Genomic DNA, 26,133 nt, shown 5'->3' on the forward strand with positions numbered 1-26,133 from the left:
TTCAAATAAATTTAAAGCATTAATTCCATTTAAAAATTCCATGTTTCTTTTAAATATAAAAATACTAAAAATAGTTAGTTTTCAGTAAAATAAAAAAAAGTAATTAGGATTAAAAAATCCTAATTAAAAAGTGTTTAATTGTTTTCTAATGCCCAATATATATTTAATCTTAATAATAAACAATTACACCAATTCTTTCCAGTACAATACCCAATTAACTAATCATTAGTAACTATCTAATTTTTTCCAGTACAATACTAAAATTAAACTAATCTACCATTAGTAAATTATTTAGCTTTTTCTTCTAGGTATAAATACACAAGAGAGTAATGTAATGATTAAAACGATTATAGGAATACCAGTAACAGGACTATTTTCAACAAAAATAGCTGCATTATTCTTATTTAAGCTATTTTCATTATAATCATCACCAATATTACTGTTATTGTTTGCCTTATTATTATCTGCTTTATTGGTATTATTAGTATTATTGGTATTATTGGTATTGTTTGTTCTATTGGTGTCATTTGATATGACTTGGACTTCTGTACTATTAATTGCAATATTGTTAATCTCATGAGTATTAACAACTATAGTATTAATGAAATTACCTTCTTTTATTGCTTTAAAGTATAAAGTTATATTAGCAGTTTGATTAGGTTCTAAATTATTAGAATAATAAAATACATTATTATTCATAGTCCAATTATCACCAATAAACTTAATAAACCTTAAATTTTCTGGAATATTCTCTTTAAAGTAGACTTTAGTAAGATTATAATCACCAATATTTTTAACCACAATAATATATGAAAGTTCATCACCTAATTTAACAGCAGTAAGGTTTGGAGTTTTATTTATAAAAATTTTTGCTTCAAATATAGGTAACTCTAAAGTCTGATAATCAATAGTAGCATATAATGTGTTATTTGTAGTACTTTTAGAATATAATGTATTTAATTTATTATCTACCAAAGCCCCGATTTCAGGATCATACACACCAGTTTTTGCAGTGAAACTTACATTACGTATTGGTAAATACTGGTTAAAACCATTAATATTTTTACCATCAGTATATTGGGTTAAACCAGCGGTTAAATTATATGTATTATCAACAAACATAACTGTTTCATTACTTACAAAGGTCATTAAAACCCAATTATGATTAACAATACCATTTTCACTATTATTGGTATATCTGTCAATTGGATTTTTATTAGAACCCCACCAGTTATAGGTCAAATTAACACTATTTTCCCAATAACCATTGCTAACAACATCATGGTTATCATTATCAGGATTATCTATAATAACACAGTTACTAATGTTACCACCACATATACTTATAGCACCTGCTTTAGGAGCGGTGTTGTTAATGAATATATTGCCTTCTATGATATCGATACCATAGTTATATTCTCCTTGTTTATTACAAGAGATTGCACCAGCTTCTGAACGTGCAGAGTTATTAACAAATGTGGAATTATATATTCTACCAAGATCCTCATCAGAGATATATATTGCTCCAGCTTCTTCTGCAGTATTATTATAGAATGTAGAATTAATTACAGTAAAATAATGATAACCATATGGTGTGTGGGAAATAGCACCACCTTGTCTAGATGCAGTACAATTAATGAATCTTGAAGATCTGACTGTAACATTAACATTAATACCATTATTAAGTATTGCACCACCATCATATGTTAATGCAGTACAATTAATAAAGGTACAGTTATTAACATTAGATGCAGTACCATCATCATACCATATTGCACCACCTCCAGAAGCGCTAGTATTAATAAAACTGCAGTTATTAAAGTCTAGGATAATAGTTTCAGAATTTATAAATACTGCTCCACCATCATCACCACTACTTGTATTGATAAAGCTGCAATTATTAAATATCATACTTCCATCTTCAGTACTTCCATAAGTATATATGGAACCACCATCGGATTCGGAATGTGAATTAATAAATTTAGAATTTGATATTGTAGTATTGTAAACATTGCTTTCTAAATAGATATCTGATCCTTCATCATTAGCATAATTATTATTAAACAAACAATTATTAATAATTAGGTTCTCACTTGCATCGTCGATTGTCCCATAGGAACAGTTATTATTAGTAAAGTTTGAATCAACTATTGTTGTATTGATATTACCATCAGTACATATAGCAGATCCTGAAAACACTACGTGAGTATAATTACTGATTAAATGATTATCATTAAAGAGACAATTTGATATATTAAGATTGGAATCTTTAGAAAAAATTCCACCACCATTAACTGCAGCGTTATTCTTATAATTATCATCAGCACTGAAGTTAACATTAGAATTAGTGAAATTAGAATTATTAATATTTGCTGTAGAATCTAGAAGATGAATAGTTCCTCCATTAACAGATAAGAATTTAGTATAGTTAACTAAATTTATATTAACTGTATTGTTATTAAAACTACACCCATCAATATTTAATTTACTATTGTTAGCAAATATCGCTGTTCCAGATTCATTGTTCATACCATTTATTAACTTTAAATCATTTAATTCCAAACTTGAATCACTTATATTAAATATCCTAGCAAGATTTGATCCATCCAATGTATGTCCATTACCATTAATAACTAAAGTTTTACCCTTAATTGTAATGCCATTAGGTAGATTGTCGTTTTCAGTATATTTATAATCCCTATCTAAATCTATTGTTCCATTAGTATTAGAATCAATTAATTTTTGTAAGTCGCTGAAACTACCACCATTGCCATTATCATTTAATATAATTTGAGAGCCATCTCCAGAATTGAGTTTAGTATTATAATTATCTGCAATATTTGAATTATTATTTAAATCCAAATTAGAACTTTGAATACCATCACTATATGAATCAGTACCATTGAGTAAAATACTGTCTGTAGCGGATACACTAAGCAAACAAAGAGAGAATAATAGAATAATACTTGCTATGAGGATTAATTTCTTTTTTAACATATTTTCACCTCCTTGTAAACTATATAGACAATTAAAACAATATTATATTTTTACAATTGAAATAAATTTTAAATTATTAAATAAAATACTATTTTTATTAGATAATATTGAATAAACATCTATCATTAAGCAAAAAAACTTAATGAGTATAATATGTATTATTTAATATTTAAAAGTTTTTACTATTTAAAATCAAATAAACCATAAGTTTAATAAAATAAAATTTAAAAAATCAACTAAATTATAATTTAATACCTAAATAAATTGTTTAATAACATTTAAAAACTTTTTTAATCAATTAAATAAAGATAAAATTAGAAATTAATAAAATGATAAAAATGAACAAAACAATAAAATGATAAAAATTAGACTCTAGCTAAATAAAAATACATAATTAAACTTAAAATATAAAAATATTAAACAAAAAATCAATTTAAAAGGAAAAATAGATTAAATAAAGAAAAAATAAAGAATAAATAGAAAAATAAAGAAAAATAAAACCTAAAAACAAAGACAAAGACAAAAAACAACACACAAAACCCAAAACAGAAGACAAAGACAAAAACCATTAAATAGGAATAAGCAATTAAATTAAGAATAGATTTTAATTAAAAATATAAAAACAGCAAAACCCATAAAATAATAAAAAAATAAAAAAAGTAAAATTGAATTAAAATAGTTTAAATCAATATATTAACTTAATATTAAAAAATATTAATTTCAAATCTATTTTTAATAAAATAAATAAAAAACATATAATATTAAAAGTCATTAAAACTTTTAGATAATTTTTAATAATTAAAAAAATTAAGAGTAAGAAAATACTCCTAATTTAAGTGTTTAATATATCTAGAATGGTAAGTAGGTATACCTGTTAAAGTAAGTTGCAGTTTCTGTATTCCAATTATTAATTGCACCAAAGGTGTTTCTTGTAGATACAGGATCTGCACTATACCAGTTACCATTTACATATATTTCAGTCCAAACATGACCATACCAACCATCACTGAAGTGACAGTATCCATGTACATAACGTACAGTAAGTCCCACGACACGACACATTGATACTAAAAGATTTGATTGATCACAACAGTTTCCACTTCCTCTTGTGAGAGTTAAAGCGGCACCTTGTAATGAGTTGGAGTAATAGTTGTATTCAATGTTATCTCTTACCCAATTGAATAAAGCAACAGCCTTATCATAATCTGATGTAAGGTTTCCAGTAATTTTTAATGCAAGAGCAGTAATTTCTGAATTACTTGCTGCATGATCAGTACCGGAATAACTGTTTGAACTAGTAGTGTCAATGGATATTGAACTTGGTAATTGTTTATTATCACCATAATCTGCAAGTACTCTACTAAATGCTTCAATTAATGCATTGTATGAGACCCTTCCAATTGTGGTTGTTGAATAGTTAGGACCCTGATTATAATTTAATATAAACTTATAGGTCCTAGTAGCTGAATCAACATAACCATCTTTACTTAAATCATTATTTACTGAATCTCCTGAATTAGGACTAGAAGGTTCATTTAATGTATTGTTAATAATATCAATATTTGAAAGATCACCAGCATTTAATTGACTAATAGCTCTAGATTCATAGTATAAGAATTGAGCTAAACTAAGTTTAACTGAACCGACAGTAACAGTACTTGGTAATTGTTTATTAGTAGCATAGTATGCTTTTACGGTTTTAGCTGCACTAATGATTTGATTAATAGTAAAACTATTAGAGTTTACAGCAGCATTAGTTACAAATATTTTAGAACTACCTGTAGATTTAGGATAATTACTATTACCTCCAAATGTGTAGGTTATAGTATAGTTACCAGCAGGTAAATTTATAGCTAAACTTGCAACCCCTTTTGCATTAGTTGTAGCTTCATAAACAATATTACTTCCACTAATTCTAAATTGAACTTTTTGGTTTGCAATAAGGTTACCAAATGCGTCTTTTAAAGTAATGCTAAATTTTTCATTAGACTTGTTTGTAGTAGTTAAGTCACTTCCACTGATAGTAGTTACATTTTTAACAACTTTAATTGTTGTAGAATTACTTGAGGATAATCTATTATTTGTATCAGTATATTTATATGAAACATTATAATTTCCATTGTTTAATACTGGAATAGTAATATAGACTACACCTTTAGCATCAGTAGTTCCTGTATACTCTTTACCGTTTAATGTAAAAACGACTTTTTTATTAGCAACAGTATTATCAAATGCATCTTTTAAGACTACAACAAATTTACTACCATTAACATATGTACCACTACTTGAAACAACAAAGTATGTGTAATTTCCAGTGAAATTAGTATTAACTAAAACATTTGATGGTAAAGTTTTATGACTATCATAATATTCAAGAACATTACTAAAAGTCTCAATTAACTTGTTATAAGAAACCCTACCAAGAGTTGTAGTTGAATAGTTAGGACCCTGATTATAATTTAATATAAACTTATAAGTCCTAGTAGCAGAATCAGCATAAGCTGATTTTGTTAAATTACCGTTAATAGAGTCCCCGGAATTTGGACTTGAAGGTTCATTAAATGTTTTATTAACAATAGCAATATTTTTTGTATTACCAGAGTTTAATTGAGATATAGCCACAGATTCATAATATAAGAATTGAGCTAAACTAAGTTTAGTAGAACCTACAGTAACAGTACTTGGAAGTTTACCATTTGCAAGATAATATGCTCTAACAACTTTTGCAGCACTAGTAATTTGACTAATAGTAAATTCATTAGTTTTATTAATTACACTAATATTTGTACTACTATTAGCATTATTACTTGGTTTAGTATTATTAGAAGTACTTGAATTAGTACTATTAGAACTAATACCTGCAGGAGTATTTGTTATAGCATTATATTTAACATAAACATAATTTGGTAACTGTTTATTTGTTCCATAATATTCAAGAACTGCACTAAATGCTTCAATTAATCTATTATATGAAACTCTACCAATAGTGGTTGTTGAATAGTTAGGACCTTGATTATAATTTAATATAAACTTATAAGTCCTAGTAGCAGAATCAACATATCCAGATTTTGTTAAATTACCATTAACAGAATCTCCCCTATTTGGACTAGAAGGTTCATTAAGAGTATTATTAACAATAGCAATATTTGCTGTATTACCAGAGTTTAACTGAGATATAGCTACAGATTCATAATATAAGAATTGAGCTAAACTAAGTTTAACTGAACCAACAGTAACAGTACTTGGAAGTTTACCATTAGTTTTATAATAATTCCTAACTACTTTTGCAGCAGAAATAATCTGATTAATACTGAAAGAATTTACAGTATTAATATCTGCAGGAGTAGTTGTTTTTGAGTTATATTTAACATTGATATAACTTGGTAACTGCTTATTTGTTCCATAATAATCAAGAACCGCAGCAAAAGCTTCAATTAACCTGTTATAAGAAACCCTACCAACAGTGGTTGTTGAATAGTTAGGACCTTGATTATAATTTAATATAAACTTATAAGTCCTAGTAGCAGAATCAACATACCCTGCCTTATATAAATTACCATTTACAGAATCTCCCCTATTTGGACTAGAAGGTTCATTAAGATTATTGCTAATGATAGCAATATTAGCGGTGCTACCTGAGTTTAATTGATCAATAGCCTTAGATTCATAATATAAGAATTGTGATAAACTAAGATTAACTGAACCAACAGTAACAGTACTAGGTAATTTACCATATAAAGCATAATATGCCCTAACAGTTCTAGCTGCACTAACAATCTGTGAAATACTAAAACTAGTAGGAGTACTAGTAGTTTTAAGAGATAAAGAACTAACTTTAAGTTTAGAAATCTTATTCACAGTTGTATTAGTACTTTTAATTAAAGAATTATTATTAACTGTAGTATTTGCGTTAGAATTCTTGTTAGTTTGATTATTCACTACAGTATTAACTGATGATTTATTAAGAACATCAGTTTTAATATCAGAATCTTCAGTGATTGAATTTTTTGTATTATCAATACTTGTAGTGTAATTAACTTTTAACCCAGAATCATCAGATTCAAGGTTAGAACTTGAATTTAAATCACTAACACTTGTGGAATTATTTAAATCTACGGAATTTGGAACCGCAATATTAGTCACATTTTGAACCGAAGAATCTGATATATTAGTTGATGTATTGGAATCATTAACATCAGCTGCACATACTGCACCAATACTAACAAAAACAATGAGCATCATTATTAAGCTAAAATATCTAAATTTCTTCGACATTCCTCGCCTCCTAATTTGTTCATAAAAAATTTTTAAAAAAAATACCCATAATAATCATAGTAGAATAAATCCACAAAAGATTATTAAAAATATTTTTAGTACAATATAAATTATAGCATAAATCATATATAAATCTTTTTTTTAAGAAATAAGTCATTAAATCAATAGATAAAACTATAAAACACATAATACCTATATAAATAGATAAAATAAACAATATACAATTTAAACAACAAATAAAAAGAAATAATAAATATGAATTAAAATTTATAATTAAATATTTAAGCATATATTTAAAACAAAAACAATTGTTTGTTTATAAATAAATCAATTACTAATAAATAAAATATATTAAAACAACTATTAATAATTCCAATATTTAAAAATTAAATATTAATTTAGCTTTATTTTACAATTTAAGACTAGATATAAGCTTTTATAAAAAAGATTTAAAAATTTCCATTTTTGTAAATAGTTATTAAAAAACCATGTAAAAATATTATAAAAAATCTATAAAATAGATTCTAGATTAATATAGAAATTCTAGTTTAAATATTTTGAAAAATAAGAAAAAAATGATAATATTAAAAAAATTAAATAAAATTTTAAAAATTTTTATTTTAAATTTTCATATTAATAGTGACAACATAGTACTTTAAAATAATAATATTAAAAAAAAACAACCCCTTAAAAATGGAACAACTCAAAAAAAACTTTAAAAAAATAAAAACTTAAAAAAACTTCCTATAAAAAAAACCACAATTAAAAAATAAAACAACACAATAAAAATCTAAAAATAAAATCTTATAAAAAAACAAAACCCAAAATAAAAACTTTAAAAAAATCATATCAAAAAAAAAAACAACTAAAAAACAAAACCCAAAATAAAAACTTTAAAAAAATCATATCAAAAAAAAAAACAACTAAAAAACAAAACCCAAAATAAAAACTTTAAAAAAATCATATCAAAAAAAAAAAAACAACTAAAAAACAAAACCCAAAATAAAAACTTTAAAAAAATCATATCAAAAAAAAAAACAACTAAAAAACAAAACCCAAAATAAAAACTTTAAAAAAAGATCTGAAAATAAAAAATAAAAAAATAGATGAATTTAAGAGATATAACTCTTAAATTATTATTTTTTTCTGTTTAAACCATTTAAGTATTTACAGTAATACTATCTGGTAATTTATTGTTTTTACCATAGTATATTAAAACTTCAGTAAATAATTTAACTAAATTATCATATGGAATTCTACCAACAGTGGTAGTTGAATAATTAGGACCTTGTAAATTATTTAAAATATATTTATAAGTCCTAGTTGCAGAGTCAACATAACCTGCTTTAGATAAACTAGCACCACTAATACTATCTCCACTAGTAGGATTAGATGGTTCATCTACAAAGGTAACAAATGACATAGCACTTGTATTACCAACACTTAATTGAGATATTGCTCTACAAACATAATAGAAATATTGACATAATGAAAAGCTAGCGCCCTCAATATTTACTACTGTAGGAAGTTTACCTTCTGAAGATACAATATCAACATTTTGCATAGATCCATTTAAAAGAACATATGCTTGTGATTTAGTAACTTTTATAGTATCTACTAATTTTTTAAGTGCAAGAGTTGAACCAGAAACATGATTTAATCCATCTATACATGAGAAGTCTGCATCACAGTCAGCACAGAAAATATGACCTTCAGCTGAACCACCTTCTTTATTACCAGTAGCAGGGAATGTTCCATAATTATCATATTCATTACCTGCCCAGAAGATACTCCAGAATAAATTTGTACTTCCACATATAGGACATACTCTATAAAATACACTTCTATAGAAAGTATAACCATATTTACTTAATTCACCAGATGCTGATGGTCTACCAATAGCCATGATATATTTACCATCAGAAGAAACACCATATTTATTAAATGTATATTTAGTACCATTTGAGATTATACTGTATTGATTTTTAACCCAATTAGCAGAATCTATAAGTGAATCAATTGAAATACTTGAAATCTTATTTTTTACAATAATGGTAGACATTCCATTTGATTTAGGATAATTACTATTTCCTGCAAATGAGTATGTTACAGTATAAGTTCCAGTAGGTAAATTAATAACTATACTTGCAATACCATTTGAATTAGTTTTTGCAGTATAAATACTTGAAATTCCAGTTATTTTAAAGTTAATTACTTGGTTTGCAATAGCATTTCCATAACAGTCTTTTAAAGTAACTGAATATTTAACATTGGAATAGTTAGTAGTAGTTAAGTTAGTACCTATAAGACTTGTAATATTATTAACTATTGATATTGTTTTTGAACCACTTGAAGATAATCTACTATTACTATTAGTATAATAATAGTTTATAGCATAATTACCATTTAATTCTGGAATAACAAAATATGCAATTCCTTTTGAATTTGTGGTATTTGTGTAAACAATACCATTTATTTTAAAACTAATTTTTTGATTTGCAACTATATTATCCCAAGAATCTTTTAATGTTATTGCAAAAACATTACCACTTAAATATTTACTAGATGATGGAACTACCATATAAGTATAGTTTCCTACTCTAGTAGTTTTAACAGGTACTGAAGTAGGTAATGCTTTATTATTTCCATAATAAACAAGAACCTCACAGAAAGTCTCTATTAACTTGTTATAAGAAACTCTACCAAGAGTAGTTGTTGAATAATTAGGACCTTGATTATAATTTAAAATAAACTTATAAGTCCTAGTAGCAGAATCAACATAAGCAGATTTTGCTAATTTACCACTAATAGAGTCACCAGAATTTGGACTTGAAGGTTCATTAAATGTTTTACTAATAATTGGAATATTTGCAGTATTACCAGAATTTAATTGGGATATTGCTTTAGATTGGTAATATAAAAACTGAGATAAACTAAGTTTTACTGAACCAATAGTAACAGTACTAGGTAATTTACCATTTAAATCATAATATGCTTTAACTGTTTTTGCAGCTGAAACAATTTGATCAATAGTAAATTCCTTATTATTTACAGTGCTATTGGTTTTATTACCTGAGCTAGAGTTAGTATTATTAGTTTTATTATTATCTGAAATTATATTTCCAGGTGTAGTTGTTTTGGAATTGTATTTAACAGTCACATAACTTGGTAACTGTTTATTTGTTCCATAATAATCAAGAACAACACTAAAAACCTCAATTAATCTATTATATGAAACTCTTCCAACAGTAGTTGTTGAATAATTAGGACCTTGATTATAATTTAAAATAAACTTATAAGTCCTAGTAGCAGAATCAACATAAGCAGATTTAGTTAACCTACCATTAACAGAGTCACCAGAATTTGGACTTGAAGGTTCACTTAAAGATCTAACAATAGCAATATTAGCAGTATTACCAGAATTTAATTGTGAGATAGCTCTAGACTCATAATATAAGAATTGAGATAAACTAACTTTCACAGAACCAATAGTAACAGTACTAGGTAATTTACCATTAGCAGCATAATAAGCCCTAACAGTTCTAGCAGCAGTAACTATTTGATTAACAGTAAATGAGCTTACAGTAGTAGAACTTGTAGGTGTAGTTGTTTTGGAATTGTATTTAACAGTCACATAACTTGGTAACTGTTTATTTGTTCCATAATAATCAAGAACAGCACTAAAAGCCTCAATTAATCTATTATATGAAACTCTTCCAACAGTAGTAGTTGAATAATTAGGACCCTGATTATAATTTAAAATAAACTTATAAGTCCTAGTAGCAGAATCAACATAAGCAGATTTAGTTAACCTACCATTAACAGAATCTCCTCTATTTGGACTTGAAGGTTCACTTAAAGATCTAACAATAGCAATATTAGCAGTATTACCAGAATTTAATTGTGAGATAGCTCTAGACTCATAATACAAGAACTGAGATAAACAAACCTTAACAGAACCAATAGTAACAGTACTAGGTAATTTACCATTAGCAGCATAATAAGCCCTAACAGTCTTAGCAGCACTAACAATCTGTGAAATACTGAAGCTAGTAGGTGTACTAGTAGCTTTTAATAATGTTGAACTAGATTTAATAGAAACACTACTATTAACTAAAGAATTTACTTTAGTTTGATTATTCAATGTAGTTTTATTAACAGAATCTTTAGTATCATTACTATTTGTATTTACAGATTGTTCAAGTACAGAACTTGAATTACTAACTGTAGTTGAATTACTCATATCAGACTGTCCAAGTACAGAACTTGAATTACTAACTGTAGTTGTTGTATTTACATCTGAAACTGTATTATTTACATTAGTCTGAACAGAAGAACTTGATATTACTTGTGATGAATTATTATTAACATCAGCAGCGCTTAAAGCACCAATACTAATAAAAACAATAAAAATCATTAACAAGCTAAAATATCTAAATTTCTTCGACATTTTTTCCTCCTAATAATTTTTTAATATAAAAAATTTTTCTAAAAAATATTTCATACAATCATTAAAAATTAGATATTAATTATAATTATTTAAATAAAAAATTTCTAGAAATTTAAAATCATCATCTAAAAATAATTTATTAAAAAAATATTAAAGATATTAATTTTTCATGATGAATATTTTTTACTACAATATAATCTTATAACATAAATCATATATAAATCTTTTTTTAAACAAATAAGGCTCTAAATCAATACAATAGACTATAAAAGGTATAATATTAATAGAAATAAATAAAATAACCAATTTACTATTTAAACATGAAATAAAAAGAGATAATAAAAGGTATATAAAAATAATTTTTAAAATTAAAGTATAGGCTTAAACTAAAAATTCTTATTAGTTTATAAATAAACTAAAAATAGTTAAATAATAGCAATAAAAAATAAGAGTAAATAAACTTTATAATAGCAAATTAAATAAAAAATCAAGGTTAATAGAAAAAATAAAAATAATTAAGACAATTTTGAAAAAAGTTCTTAAATTTTTATTTTCAAGAAAAAAATACCTAAAATAATACTAAAAAATTAATATAAAAACTTTAGAAAATTTAAGAAAATTAATTAAATATTAAATTCTTTTAAGAGTATTTTTTATAAAAATTTAATAATTTAAAATCATAATTTAAAAGTTAATTCAAAAATTATGAAAATCTTAAAAAATTTAAACATTAATTCTATAATTAAAATATATATTTAAATTTAATATATATAATAACACTAAGGACATAATGAGGTTAATGGTTATGGAAACTGTTAGTGAAGTGCTTAAAAGATTCAATCTTTCATTAGATTTACCTCCTGAATTTTTATCCATTGAAGTTGAAGGAGGTTATAATAGATATGAAATTGAAGAATCTGATGATGAAGAAGATGAAGACATTAGGGAATATATTAAATATATTTTCACTTCTGATTATCAAAGAAAAAAATCTTATAATGGGGAGCGTTATATTGAATATATTGCTTTACTTGAGATTACTGTTTTTGATGAAGATTGTTCTGTTGGGGATTATATTCAACCGGCACCAGATCTACCTTCTATGGGGCGTATATATACTAAGGATGGAGTCCTAATCACATGATTTAATTTTTTTATTGTTTTTTTATATTGTTTCTTTTTCTGTAATTAACAACTAATTACACTTTTTTTATTTCTTTCTTAATTTTTTATGTTGATTTTTTAGGATAGCTATTTCTTTTATTATTATTTTTTTGAGTGGTTCTATTTGTCCACCTTATATTATTGAATGAAAGTGTATTAATATATGTGTTTTACTTTTCTTTTGTATCTTAAAAAATCACGATTTAAAAGTTAATTCTAAAATTAAGATAATTAGAATATTTAAACACATTAAAAATAACATAAAAATTTGAATTATATAATTAAATTAATTCTAAAATTAGAATATTAAACACTTTAATATTAACATAAAATTTGAATTATATAATTAAATTAATTCTAAAATTAGAATATTAAACAAAACAAAATTAAAGAAAAAATTCACTAAAAAACTATTTTACTTAAAAATTTAAATTTTTAAAAATAATTTAACTTAAATTAGATAAGAAGAATAATAAAAAAGCAAGAAAAGTTAATAATGAAAAAAAATCTGTAAATAATGAAAATAAATCAAAAAAATAAACTAAAATTAGTAAGAAATAATAAAAAATCATCAAAATTAGTAAAAATCAAGAAAAAACAGAAAAATAATAAAAATAAATTAAAAACAATGAAAAATATTAAAAAAATTAAATTAAGAAATAATTTAGAAGTAAAAGAACTTCTAAACTATTTATATTGATAGAAAATCTATCAATTCCCATTATATATCTAATTAGAATGGTAAATTGGTATATCTGTTATATATTGTTGCAGTATTTGTATTCCAATTATTAATGGAACCAAATGTATTTCTTGTAGAAATACAATCTGCAGAATACCATTGACCATTTACATATACTTCAGTCCAAACATGACCATACCAACCATCTGTAAATTGACAGTAACCGTGAACATAACGTATAGTTACTCCAACAGCACGACACATAGCAACATAAAGGTTAGATTGATCACAACAATTACCACTTCTTTTAGTTAAAGTTAAAGCTGCACCTTGTTGGGAATTATAATAATAATCATATACGACATTATCTCTTACCCAATTAAACATAGCAACAGCCTTATCATAATCTGAACTAAGACCAGAAGTTAAACTTACTGCAAGAGCAGTAATAGATGAGGTATCCTCATCACTTGTTGTATCAATAGCAGTATAACTTGGAAGTTGTTTATTCTCACCATAATATGCAAGAACTCTACTAAATGCTTCAATTAAAGCATTATATGAAACTTTTCCAACAGTTGTAGTGGAATAGTTAGGACCTTGTCCATTTTCTAATATGAATTTATAAGTCCTACTTGCAGAGTCAACATATCCTGATTTATTTAAATTAGCACTAATTGAATCTCCCATATCTGGGCTTGATGGTTCATCTAATGAACCAATAACTGGAATATCTCTCCAGTTGTTAGTGTTAATTTGTGCAATAGCTCTAGACTCATAATATAAGAATTGAGCTAAGGTACATTTATATGAACCAATAGTTACACTACTTGGTAATTTTTTATTTTTAGCATAATATTCTTTAACTACTTTTGCAGCACTAATAACCTGGTTAATTGTTATGGTTTTACCTGTAGTATTAGTATTACCATTACTATGAGCAGTAGTTTGTTTACCTGATATTACAGTAAGATAATCTGGTAATTTTTTATTTGAAAGATAGTAATCAAGAGCAACACTAAATGCTTCAGTAAGAGTATTAAATGATACTCTATTAAGTGTAGTTGTTGAGTAGTTAGGAGCTTGCATATAATTTAATATAAATTTATAAGTCCTACTTGCTGAATCAACATATCCTGATTTATTTAAATTACCACTAATTGTATCTCCCAAATTAGGATTACTTGCTGAATCAACTGAAGAAATAATAGGTACATTAGCCATATTATTTGTATTAATTTGTGCAATAGCTCTAGATGCATAATATAAGTATTGAGCTATAGTAACTTTAGTTGAACCAATAGTAACAGTTGATGGAAGAGAACCATGAGCTGCATAATATGCTTTAACTGTTTTTGCAGCATTGATAATCTGATTAATAGTTAAATATGTAGCTGGTTTATTATTAATAGTAATTTTTTTACTAATTGAATTACCATTATATATGTTATTTCCAACAATGCTTACATTAACAGTATATGTTCCTTGGTTTAAACTGTATGCAACTTTAGCATTACCATTTGAATCAGTTTTAACTGTATAAAGTTTTCCTGCAATAGTAATATTAACATATTGATTTACAATTTTTTTACCAAGATTATCATATACACTAATATTATAGTATCCAGTTTTACTGGTAGTTGTAAGGTCATTTGCTTTTATAACATAAGATAATTTTTTAACTACTATTTTTCCAGTTGAATTAGAACTATAACGGTAGTTATCACCATTAAAGTTAAAACTTACAGTATAAGTTCCAGGAGTTAAATTAATTACATATTGTGCTTTACCATTACTGTCTGTAACTAATTTGTAAATAGAATTACCAATTTTAAGATAAACTTCTTTATTAGCTAAAGCATTACCTTTGAAATCTTTTAATACAATAACAAATTTAGATCCATCACTATAATACATAGTTATATTTGAAGCTGATATACTTGGATTTGTTTTAGTAACTTTAATTACTGCAGATCCATTAGAGCCATTATAATGTTCTTCACCAGCAAAGATATAAGTTATATTATAAGTTCTGTCTCCTATTAAGTTAATTTGAATTTTTGCAATTCCATTAGAGTCAGTTACAACATCATAGTTTACACCAAGAATTGTGAATCTAACTTTTTTATTTGCAAGAACTTTACCATTTTCATCTTTTAATACAACTGTATAGTAAGTTCCAGTACCACCAATTATTGTAGTATTTTTACCAATAATTGTAGTATTGTAAACACCTGTAATATTATCAGAAGTATTACCCTCCATACTGCTTATACCACCATTTAAGGTAGTAGAGTTGATAAAGTTTGTATAACCATATCTAAAGTATGAGACACCAGAAGCACCACCATTTAATGCATTTTGAGCATCAGTTTTTAATTCAGATGCACTTAATTTAGTGACATCATCATCAGATTTGTATGATTGCAATACAGTCCATACTTGTGCAGTGCCTGAATGTGCTTTGAAGTAAGCAGTAGTTGATTTAATCCATGAACTACTTGCTTTGTAGTTGCCTTTATAAACCATAGGCATGAGAATATCCACAATTTTTCCTAACTGATTGGAATCTTGACCATAATAATAAACATTTTGAGTAGTCTCTGGCATTATAATTGCAGCAACTTTAATATTAGGGTTAACTAATTTAACTGAGTTAGTTAACATTTTAGTAAATAATGTAATAGAAGATGTTCCATTAGCATAATTATAAGCATTTCCTCCAAATCTTAAATAATCTAAAGCAATACCAGTTACACCAGTTATTTTAGCATAAGATATAGCTTCATTTATTTTTTTAGTCCAATAAGCTTGGCCACAAGTTGAAGGGTTTACCCAATTACCATCATAGAAACATTGCATCCAAATATATACATTAATATTATATTTTCTTGCATTTGCAATGAAATTTGTTACTGCAGAAGTTCCGTATTTTTCAATAGCATAATAGTTTAAGAAAATATTACCTATATGATTTGAAGCAAGTGTAGCTAAATTTACATTGTTCATATCACTTCCAAATACAAAAATTGAAAATGTATTACTATTCTTTGAACTTGAATTTCCAAGAACATTAATCTTTGAAGATTTAGAAGATCCTTGATAATTATTATTACCTCCAAAAGAAGAGGTTATAGTATAACTACCTGAATTTAAATTAATAACAAAACTAGCAACTCCTTTTGCATCAGTTGTTGCATAATAAACAGTGTTAATACCACTTATTTTAAACTGAACTTTCTGATTAGCAAGGATTTTACCAGATGCATCTTTAAGAACAACACTATATTTATCACCATTTTTATAAACATTACTAGAGTTTACAGTGATAGTAGTAGTTTTTTTAATATTTGCATTGTTATTAATTGCTACACTAGAAGGTAAACGGTTATTACTACCATAAGATACAAGTACATCAGCAAAAGCTCTAATTAAATTATTATATGAAACTCTTCCAAGAGTAGTTGTTGAATAATTAGGACCTTGATTATAATTTAATATAAATTTATAAGTCCTAGTAGCTGAATCAACATATCCAGATTTAGCTAAATTACCACTATTAACATTACCTAAATTTGGGCTAGAAGGTTCATTTAAACTTTTGACAATAGCAATATTTGCTTTATTACCAGAGTTTAATTGACTAATAGCTTTAGATTCATAATATAAGAATTGAGCTAAAGTAACTTTAACTGAACCAATAGTAACAGTAGAAGGTAATTTACCATTAGCTGCATAATAATTTTTAACAACTTTAGCAGCGGCAATGATTTGATTAATACTTACAGAACTAACTGGATTTGTACCTGCAGTGGTTTTAGAACCATATTTAAGAGTTAAATAATCAGGTAATTTATTGTTAGATCCATAATAATCAAGAGCAACACTAAATGCTTCAATTAATCTATTATAAGATACTCTTTTAAGAGTAGTTGTTGAATAGTTAGGACCTTGTAAATAATTTAATATGAATTTATAAGTCCTAGTAGCTGAATCAACATATGCGGATTTAGTAAATTTACCACTTACTGAATCACCCATATTTGGGCTAGAAGGTTCATCCATAGATCTAATAATAGCAATATTTGCTTTATTACCAGAGTTTAATTGACTAATAGCTTTAGATTCATAATATAAGAATTGAGCTAAAGTAACTTTAACTGAACCAATAGTAACAGTAGAAGGTAATTTACCATTAGCTGCATAATAATTTTTAACAACTTTAGCAGCACTAATAATTTGACTAATACTAAAAGTATTAGAGTTTGCAGAACCTGCAGCTTTATTAACTGTAGGTTTTACACTTGTATTTGCTTTAATAGTATTAGAAGTATTATTTACTTTAGTAGTAGTATTTACTGAATTATTATCTATAGTAGAACTACTATTATTATTAGTAACTGATGTACTATTTACTGTACTGGAAACATTTCTACTTGAAGCATCCCCAGTATTATTATAATCATCTGAAACAGTTGCAGATAAATTATTTGCACTTCCAATAGTAGATGTATTTAAATCTATTGAATTTGTACTTTCATTATCATAAACATTTTGAACTGAATCTTGAACCGAAGAATTTGACATGCTAACTGCAGTTCCATTGTCTACATCAGTAGCAGAAACTGCACCAATGCATAATATGACAGTAAGAACTAGAAGTAAGCTAAAATATCTAAATTTCTTCGACATTTTTCGCCTCCTATTCAAATTTTAAAATTATGTCTAAATAACTTAGACTTTTAAAAATCATATCAAAAAATAAAAATCTATAATATTATAGATAGAAAAAAATTATAAAATCAAACACTCTATATTCATGAAAATTTTATAAACATCATAATATAATAAAAATTTATTAATAATTTATAATTTTTAAAACTCATGGATTAATAGAAATAATTTCATATATAAATCTAAGTAAAAAATTGTATATAAAGGTTATGATTAAGAAATAAAGCATAAATCTATTTGTATTAGCCAAAAATAGCACAATACTATTAAAAATAATTAAAATAAGACAAAAATACAATAAAATCAATATAAAAACTTAAAATTAATCTCATTTAAAATTCAAGTAATACATAGTTTTAAAACTTAAATAGTTACATAAAATAAGTATTATATTAAAATAAGATGAAATTAAGGTTTAATCTATAAAAATAAGATTATCTACTTGTATGATATAAATATTTGGACATTCTAAAATATTTGTTTTATCATAACTCCGATTTAATCGAATATACAATTTTTATAAAAAATAGTATGAAAATTAATAAAAAATTAAAAAATTTTACTTAAAAAAATAAGTACAAATAAATATGTAATTAAACAATTATCAAATTTAGTAGAAATTATTATATTAATAAATAAAAGAATTTTATTAATAAATTATTAAAATAATTAAAAATAAAATATAAATTTAATAATATATATTATAAATTTAAAATAAAAATTAAACAAAGTTAAAGATAATTATAATATTATAATAATATACTATATTAAAAAAACAATTAATATAAGATTAAACTGTTTAATATAAACTGTATTTTTATAATAATTTTAAATCTTAATTATATAAGATATAAATCTCAGTAAAAAAATAAACATTAATGTTAAAAATTATATAATAAACCACATAATAACAATTAACTTTTTATCCATTGTATTATTAATTAATATTAAAAAATCATACAATAAAACACATAATAATAACTAACTTATATCCAAATATATATCAGTTAAACATCACAATAAACCACCCAATAATAATCAAATTATAACCAATTATATATCAGTTAAACATCACAATAAACCACCCAATAATAATCAAATTATAGCCACTTATATTATTAATAAATCATATAATAAAGCTAATTTTAAAGAGGAAAGATATATGGAAAAGAAAAATAATAAAATCAATTCAAATAATTTCCTAGATTATATTGAAGATGAAGAACTAAATAAAGATATCTATGAATTGAATCTTGCAAGAAAGAAAGTTAAAAAACGTCTAAATGAATTAAAAACAGAAAATAAACAAGAATCTCAAAATCGATATGATGAAATTAAAGAAAAACAAAAACTAATAGACCATAATCTTAGTGAAAACTTTAATTCAAATAAAAAAGAAAAATATAATCAGAAACAAATAGAATTTCTTAATAGAAATAATGGACTAATAGATAGATTTAAAGACATATTTAGTCAAAATCTTAATATAGATCCTGGAAGATTACTTGCACTTACTGATGGAATCTTTGGAATGGTTATGACTCTTCTTGCTTTTGGTATTGAATTACCTACTACCCAAATAAAAACATCACAAGACATATTTAATTTTATAGTTTCAACATTACCTACAGTAGGTACTGTTCTTGTTAGTTTTATTTTAGTAAGTACTTTTTGGGTATATCATCATGAAGTAATTAAATTAAAAAATATGGATACTATTTATCTATGGTTAAATATCCTATATCTTGCATCATTATCATTTATTCCATTTACTACATCTCTGATGGGTTCATATGGTCAATATTTTATTATTGAATGTGTATTTATAATTAATATATTTATTATTACAATATTATTTACTGCATGTGTACGTTATGCAAATAATAAGAATTTCCTTGAAAACACAATGGATAATAGTCAAAAAAAGTATTATCAACATACATTTCTTATAATAAGTCTATTAACAATTATTGTTGTTTTAGGTAATTACTTTATTAACTCAGCATTTACTTATTTATTAATATTAACACCATTTATTTTCATAATTACACAATTAAAATATGAAAATAATAGTAATAATAATTATTAAATTATTTTTAAGAATTCTTTTTAATTATTTTTAATTTTTTTATAAAAAAAGAGTAATAAAAGAAGATAATATTTTTTATTCTTTATCTTCTTTTTTAGAGTTTTCATCTGTATTTTCTAGTTTTTCTGTAAATGCTTTTGCACTTTTAAGTTTTTCTTGTATTTTAGATAGTTCATCTTCAAGATCTTTTTTATCTTCTTCTAAAGAACTAATATATTCTTCAGTTCCACTTGCAAAATCTTCATATAATTCTAAGATTTCTCTTGCAGATAATACAGAATCTTCTTTTAAGAATTTTTTTGTATGTGGTTTTATTCTAATACTTAATGGTTGTAATCTTTGTTTTTTTCCACGTGGTTCATCCATATATCTTGGTCCAAAACCTCTAAAATCTCCATTTTTTCTCATTTCTCTAAACATTTTCTGTCTTCTATGACAAAAGTTTTTAAATTCTTCATCACTTAATTCATCAAATGGACCATGACATTTAAATCTTTCATCATTTTCATCAAAATCTCTATGTCTACAATTTCCTTTTTTATGTCCTTTAAATGAAAAATCATCATTAAAATTCATATTAGGTCCATTTGAATAGTTGTGTCTGCAATTTGGGTTGTTAAAATTTCGGTTGTTACACATAATTTATCACCAATTTTAATATTAGTATTCATTTTTTGGTCAAAAATTTTCTAAAATTTCTTTTTTAATTTTTTAAACATCTTTGTCTTCTATGACAATAATTTTCAAAATCATCATCACTTAATTCATTAAAGTTCATTCTATTACAATTATTAAATTGTCTGTGACATCTAAATTTTTTATCATTTTCATCAAAAGAATTATTAAAGTCTTTTTGATATCTACAATTTCTTCTTCCATGCTCTTTAGATTCTATGTTATTGTTGTGTCTGCAATTTCTTCTTCCATGCTCTTTAAATAAAAAATCATCATTAAAATTCATATTTTCTCTATTTTCATTATTGTGTCTGCAATTTGATTTGTTAAAATTTGGATTGTTATACATAATTTATCACCTATTCAATATGTATTACAAATTTAATTTTTGTATACAATTAATAATATGTTAAAAAAGTATATAAATGTATTCATTTTTTTAATGTGTATACACTTTTTAAATATAATAATTAAAAGCCCTTAGATTATTTAAATTTAATTTTTATACAATTTCTTAAATTTAAATTAATTATTTAAATTGTATTTTTATTTAGATTTTAAATAATATAAAATAAGCATTAAAATTAGAAAAAACAGAAAATTTAGAAAATTTTAATTTATTAATGCTTAAAAATAATATATAAATTTAAATTTCTATAAAAAAAGTCTTTAAAGTTTATTAAATAAGTTTATTATAAATAAACTTAGTTTATTTAAAACTTAGAAAACACAATACAAATAATAATTAAAACTAAATAAGATATACTTATTTTATTAAAATTAAAAAAAAAATCAAATAAAACTAAATAAGATATACTTATTTTATTTAAAGCAAAAAGCAACTTTACTATTTTTTTAAAATTTTACTTTATACTTTAAGATAAATTTTTTAATTTAAAAAACAATTAATTCTTATTTTATTTAAAAGCTATGTAATTTACCAGATCTTTAAGATTAAAGAGCTGATCTTTTAAAATATAAGAAAATATTAAGAGAATACTTTTTTTAGTAAAAATCCGAAATCAAGAATTTAATTAATAATATAAATATATAAAAATTTTAAAAATAAATAAAGAAAACATTAAAACCTTTAATAAACATAATAAAATATATTTATATAAAATAATTAAGATCCAGGGGATTTCATGAAAGAATTACATGTAGTTGCTGCAATTATTAAAAAAGATAATAAAATACTTACAACACAAAGAGGTTATGGTGAATTTAAAGGTCAATGGGAATTTCCAGGTGGAAAAATAAAAGAAAATGAAACAAAAAAGGAAGCATTAATTCGTGAAATAAAAGAAGAATTAAATGCTGATATTAAGATTGATAAATTTATAATTGATGTTGAATATCAATATCCAGAATTTTATTTATATATGTCTTGTTACCTATGTACTGCTAAAACTAATATTGAGCTTTTAGAACATATGAATGCTAAATGGCTAAATAAAGATGAATTAGATAGTGTTAATTGGTTACCTGCAGATATTAAAGTAATTGAATATTTAAAAAAAATTATCTAATTACATGATTAACAAGAAATACTAAAGTTTTAAAAAATCATCTAATACAAGAATAAGAGCTATTAAAACTTTTAAAAAGAATTATTAAATCATATAACTAAGAAAAGATATTAAAATTCTAAAAAAAAATTATTTAACTATAATAATTAACAATAAACACTAAAATAATTGAATATCTAAAATAATAAAATTATCTACTTAAAAAAATTTTTATTCATAATTAAGGGTTTAAAGAGGATAAAATGGATTATAATAAAAATATTATTGATGGTGCAAAGACTGCATTTATTGATGAAAAATATCAATCATACGAAGAGTTTAAACCAGAATTTATCATAAATAAAAAGGGAGAAAAAGTATTAAACTCAATAAAAGAAGAACTAGAAAAATGTGATGAATTCTATATAAGTGTTGCATTTATTACTATGGGTGGTTTAACACCACTACTTCAAGACTTAAAGGAACTTGAAGAAAGAGGAATAAAAGGTAAGGTTTTAACTACAGACTATTTAAACTTTACAGAACCAAAAGCATTAAGAAAACTTAATGAATTTAAGAATATTGAAGTTAAATTATATGCTGAAGAATCTGAAGGTTTTCATACAAAAGGTTATATTTTTAAACAAGGGACAATTTATCAGGCAATTGTAGGAAGTTCAAATCTTACAATGAATGCATTAACAATAAATAAAGAATGGAATATTGGTTTTTCTTCATTAAATAATGGTGAAATATTAAATAACATCATTGATGAATTTAAAAGTTTATGGGATAAATCAAAAGATGTTGATGATATAATTGATGAATATGAATCAATATATAATCATTATAAAAATTTTACAAAGTTTAATAGAGAAATTACAGAGATAAAAAAAGAAAATATTGAAGAAATAAAACCAAATATAATGCAAGAAAAATTCCTTAAAAACATACGTGAATTAATAAAAAAAGGAGAAGATAAAGCATTACTTGTATCAGCAACAGGTACTGGAAAAACATATGCTGCAGCATTTGCAGTATATGACTTTAGACCTAAAAGATTCCTATTTCTTGTTCACAGAGAACAAATTGCAAAACAAGCAATAAAAACCTTTAAAAAAGTATTTAAAAATGAAGATAATAAATTTGGACTTTTATCTGGAAACTCTAAAGAATATGATAAAGATTATCTTTTCTCTACAATACAAACAATGTCAAAAGAAGAGGTATATAGAGGATTTAAAAAAGATAGCTTTGATTATATTGTAATTGATGAAGTACATAAAGCAGGAGCAAATAGCTATTTAAAGATTTTAAATTATTTTAAACCAAAATTTATTCTTGGAATGAGTGCATCTCCAGATAGAACAGATAATTTTAATATTTATGAATTATTTGATTATAATCTTCCACTTGATATTAGACTTCAAGATGCACTTGATGAAGACTTACTATGTCCATTTCATTACTTTGGTATAAGTGATCTTGAAATAAATGGTATATCAAGAGAAGATACAAGTGACTTTAATTTTTTAGTATCAAATGATAGAGTAAACTATTTAATTGAAAAATCAAATTATTATGGATACTCAGGTAATAGACGTAAAGCACTTGGATTTTGTAGTACTAAAAAAGAAGCAGAAGAACTTGCAAAAGAATTTACAAAAAGAGGATATCCATCACTATCATTAACAGGAGCTAATACACAAGAAGAAAGAGAAGAAGCAATAAATAGATTAACAAATGACAATTATCATGATAAAATAGAATTTATATTTACTGTAGATATTTTTAATGAAGGTGTAGATATACCTGAAGTAAATCAAATCCTACTTATTCGTCCTACACAATCATCAATTATATTTATACAACAATTAGGAAGAGGATTACGTAAATATAAAAATAAAGAATATGTTGTTATAATTGATTTTATTGGAAACTATAAAAATAACTTCCTTATACCAATTGCATTATCTGGAGATAGAACTTATGATAAAGATAATATAAGAAAATATATTATTGAAGGAAATAAGACAATACCTGGATCATCATCAATAAACTTTGATGAAATATCTAAAAAAAGAATATATGAATCAATTAATAATACAAATTTCTCAAAGATTTCATTATTTAAAGAGAAATATCAAAACCTTAAATTTAAACTTGGAAGAATACCATATCTTCTTGACTTCTATAGAAATAGAGAACTTGATCCATTATTAATACTTAATCATAATAGTTTTAATACATATTATAACTTCTTAAAAAAAGTAGAAAAAGACTATGATGAATACTTAAATGATGAAGAGATTAAATCATTAAAATTTATTACAGATATATTTGCAAATGGTAAAAGACCACATGAACTATTAATATTAAAGCTATTAATTTATAATAAATACTTTACAATATCTCAACTTGAAGATTGTCTATTAAAATATAATATAAAAGATGACTTTAAATCAATAGAAAGTTCATTTAATATATTTAACTTTGATTTCTTTACAGCTAATGATGAAAAGAAATATGAAAATATTAGATTCTTTGAATTTGATAAAGGAGACTTTTTAAATTTATCAAATCTTAAAGATAAAAAGTACAATATTACAAAAGAATTTAATGAATTTCTAAGACATAATACCTATATTAAACATATAAATGATTTAATAGATTATGCACTAGAAAAATACAGTGATAAATATAATATACAAACAGAAGGATGTAATCTTAAGTTATATGAAAAATATTCAAGAAAAGATGTATGTAGACTACTTAACTGGCCACATGATGATAGTTCAACATTATATGGTTATAGAATAAAACATAATACTTGTCCAATATTTGTAACCTATGAAAAGAAAGATGATATCTCAAGTAGTACACAGTATGCAGACGAATTTGAATCAAAAAATATCTTCAGCTGGTTAACAAGATCAAATATTAAATTAGATAGTAAAGAACCACAAGAAATAATCAACAATAAGAACTTGAAAATACATTTATTTATTAAAAAACATGATAGTGAAGGAAAAGATTTCTATTATATAGGACAAGTAAAACCAGTAAAATGGGAACAAACAACAATAAAAAATGATAAAGGTAAAGAATTACCTATTGTAAACTTTAAATACAAATTAGATAATCCAATAAAAGAAGATTTATATAATTATCTAATAACAGAAATAGATGATACATAAACTTAAATTAAATTAAATTAAATTAAACTCTTTTTTATTTTAAATTTTTTATATTAATAATTTTAACTTTTTTTATTAAAAAAATGTTTTTTTAGAAAATTAATTAAAACCACTTATTTTATTAAATTAAATTTTTTCAATGTTTTGATTACTACAATTTATAAATTATTAAAAAAAGGTTATAAACATTATTTTACTAGACTCGTGTTTGCAATGTGGTTGTCAAATTTTTTTGATAATCATGTACAAAGTCACAATCCTTATTTTACTAGATTAGTGTTTGCAATATAAAACTGATATGATTGATTTAATTAATTATATCGAAGTCACAATCCTTATTTTACTAGATTAGTGTTTGCAAT

10 protein-coding genes are annotated in these 26,133 nt (G+C 23.9%); 4 read left to right on the forward strand and 6 right to left on the reverse strand.

Annotated features, from left to right (window positions below; all coding sequences use genetic code 11):
* Positions 1 to 291 precede the first annotated feature (291 nt).
* The 3 genes from T523_RS08135 to T523_RS08145 form a co-directional block, all read right to left on the reverse strand.
* Positions 292 to 2,997 carry a DUF11 domain-containing protein gene (locus T523_RS08135; RefSeq protein ID WP_042708481.1) on the reverse strand — a complete coding sequence of 902 codons (2,706 nt, stop codon included), beginning with the start codon at positions 2,995 to 2,997 and terminating at the stop codon, positions 292 to 294.
* Positions 2,998 to 3,846: 849 nt separating this feature from the next.
* Positions 3,847 to 7,272 carry a transglutaminase domain-containing protein gene (locus tag T523_RS08795; protein WP_052334703.1) on the reverse strand — a complete coding sequence of 1,142 codons (3,426 nt, stop codon included), beginning with the start codon at positions 7,270 to 7,272 and terminating at the stop codon, positions 3,847 to 3,849.
* 1,159 nt (positions 7,273 to 8,431) lie between these two features.
* The gene (locus tag T523_RS08145) at positions 8,432 to 11,722 is read right to left on the reverse strand and encodes an Ig-like domain-containing protein (RefSeq protein ID WP_156929618.1); all 3,291 of its coding nucleotides are present in this window, start codon (positions 11,720 to 11,722) and stop codon (positions 8,432 to 8,434) included.
* 805 nt (positions 11,723 to 12,527) lie between these two features.
* On the opposite strand from T523_RS08145, the gene T523_RS08150 reads away from it, so the two are divergent.
* Positions 12,528 to 12,866 (forward strand): hypothetical protein, encoded by a 339-nt coding sequence (locus T523_RS08150; protein WP_156929619.1) that lies wholly within the window; start codon positions 12,528 to 12,530, stop codon positions 12,864 to 12,866.
* Positions 12,867 to 13,619: 753 nt separating this feature from the next.
* Here T523_RS08150 and T523_RS08160 read toward each other — a convergent pair.
* Positions 13,620 to 18,260, reverse strand: coding sequence for a transglutaminase domain-containing protein (locus T523_RS08160; protein WP_042708485.1), 4,641 nt, complete (start codon positions 18,258 to 18,260; stop codon positions 13,620 to 13,622).
* 1,204 nt (positions 18,261 to 19,464) lie between these two features.
* Here T523_RS08160 and T523_RS08165 point away from each other — a divergent pair.
* Positions 19,465 to 20,391 (forward strand): TMEM175 family protein, encoded by a 927-nt coding sequence (locus T523_RS08165; RefSeq protein WP_042708486.1) that lies wholly within the window; start codon positions 19,465 to 19,467, stop codon positions 20,389 to 20,391.
* 75 nt (positions 20,392 to 20,466) lie between these two features.
* On the opposite strand, the gene T523_RS08170 is transcribed toward T523_RS08165, so the two are convergent.
* Entirely contained in the window at positions 20,467 to 21,030 is a 564-nt protein-coding gene (locus tag T523_RS08170; RefSeq protein WP_156929620.1) for a hypothetical protein, read from the reverse strand.
* A 64-nt stretch (positions 21,031 to 21,094) separates the two neighbouring features.
* Complete coding sequence (locus T523_RS08175) at positions 21,095 to 21,415, reverse strand: hypothetical protein (protein WP_042708488.1); 321 nt, start codon at positions 21,413 to 21,415, stop codon at positions 21,095 to 21,097.
* A 796-nt stretch (positions 21,416 to 22,211) separates the two neighbouring features.
* Between T523_RS08175 and T523_RS08180 the strand changes: the two genes are divergently transcribed.
* Entirely contained in the window at positions 22,212 to 22,595 is a 384-nt protein-coding gene (locus T523_RS08180) for a (deoxy)nucleoside triphosphate pyrophosphohydrolase (protein WP_042708489.1), read from the forward strand.
* A gap of 242 nt (positions 22,596 to 22,837) precedes the next feature.
* Positions 22,838 to 25,771: a DUF3427 domain-containing protein gene (locus tag T523_RS08185; protein WP_042708490.1), complete on the forward strand. Its 2,934-nt coding sequence runs from the start codon at positions 22,838 to 22,840 to the stop codon at positions 25,769 to 25,771.
* Positions 25,772 to 26,133 lie beyond the last annotated feature (362 nt).

Origin of the sequence: Methanobrevibacter wolinii SH, assembly GCF_000621965.1 — an archaeon.
In the GTDB taxonomy this organism is placed as follows: Archaea; Methanobacteriota; Methanobacteria; order Methanobacteriales; family Methanobacteriaceae; genus Methanarmilla; species Methanarmilla wolinii.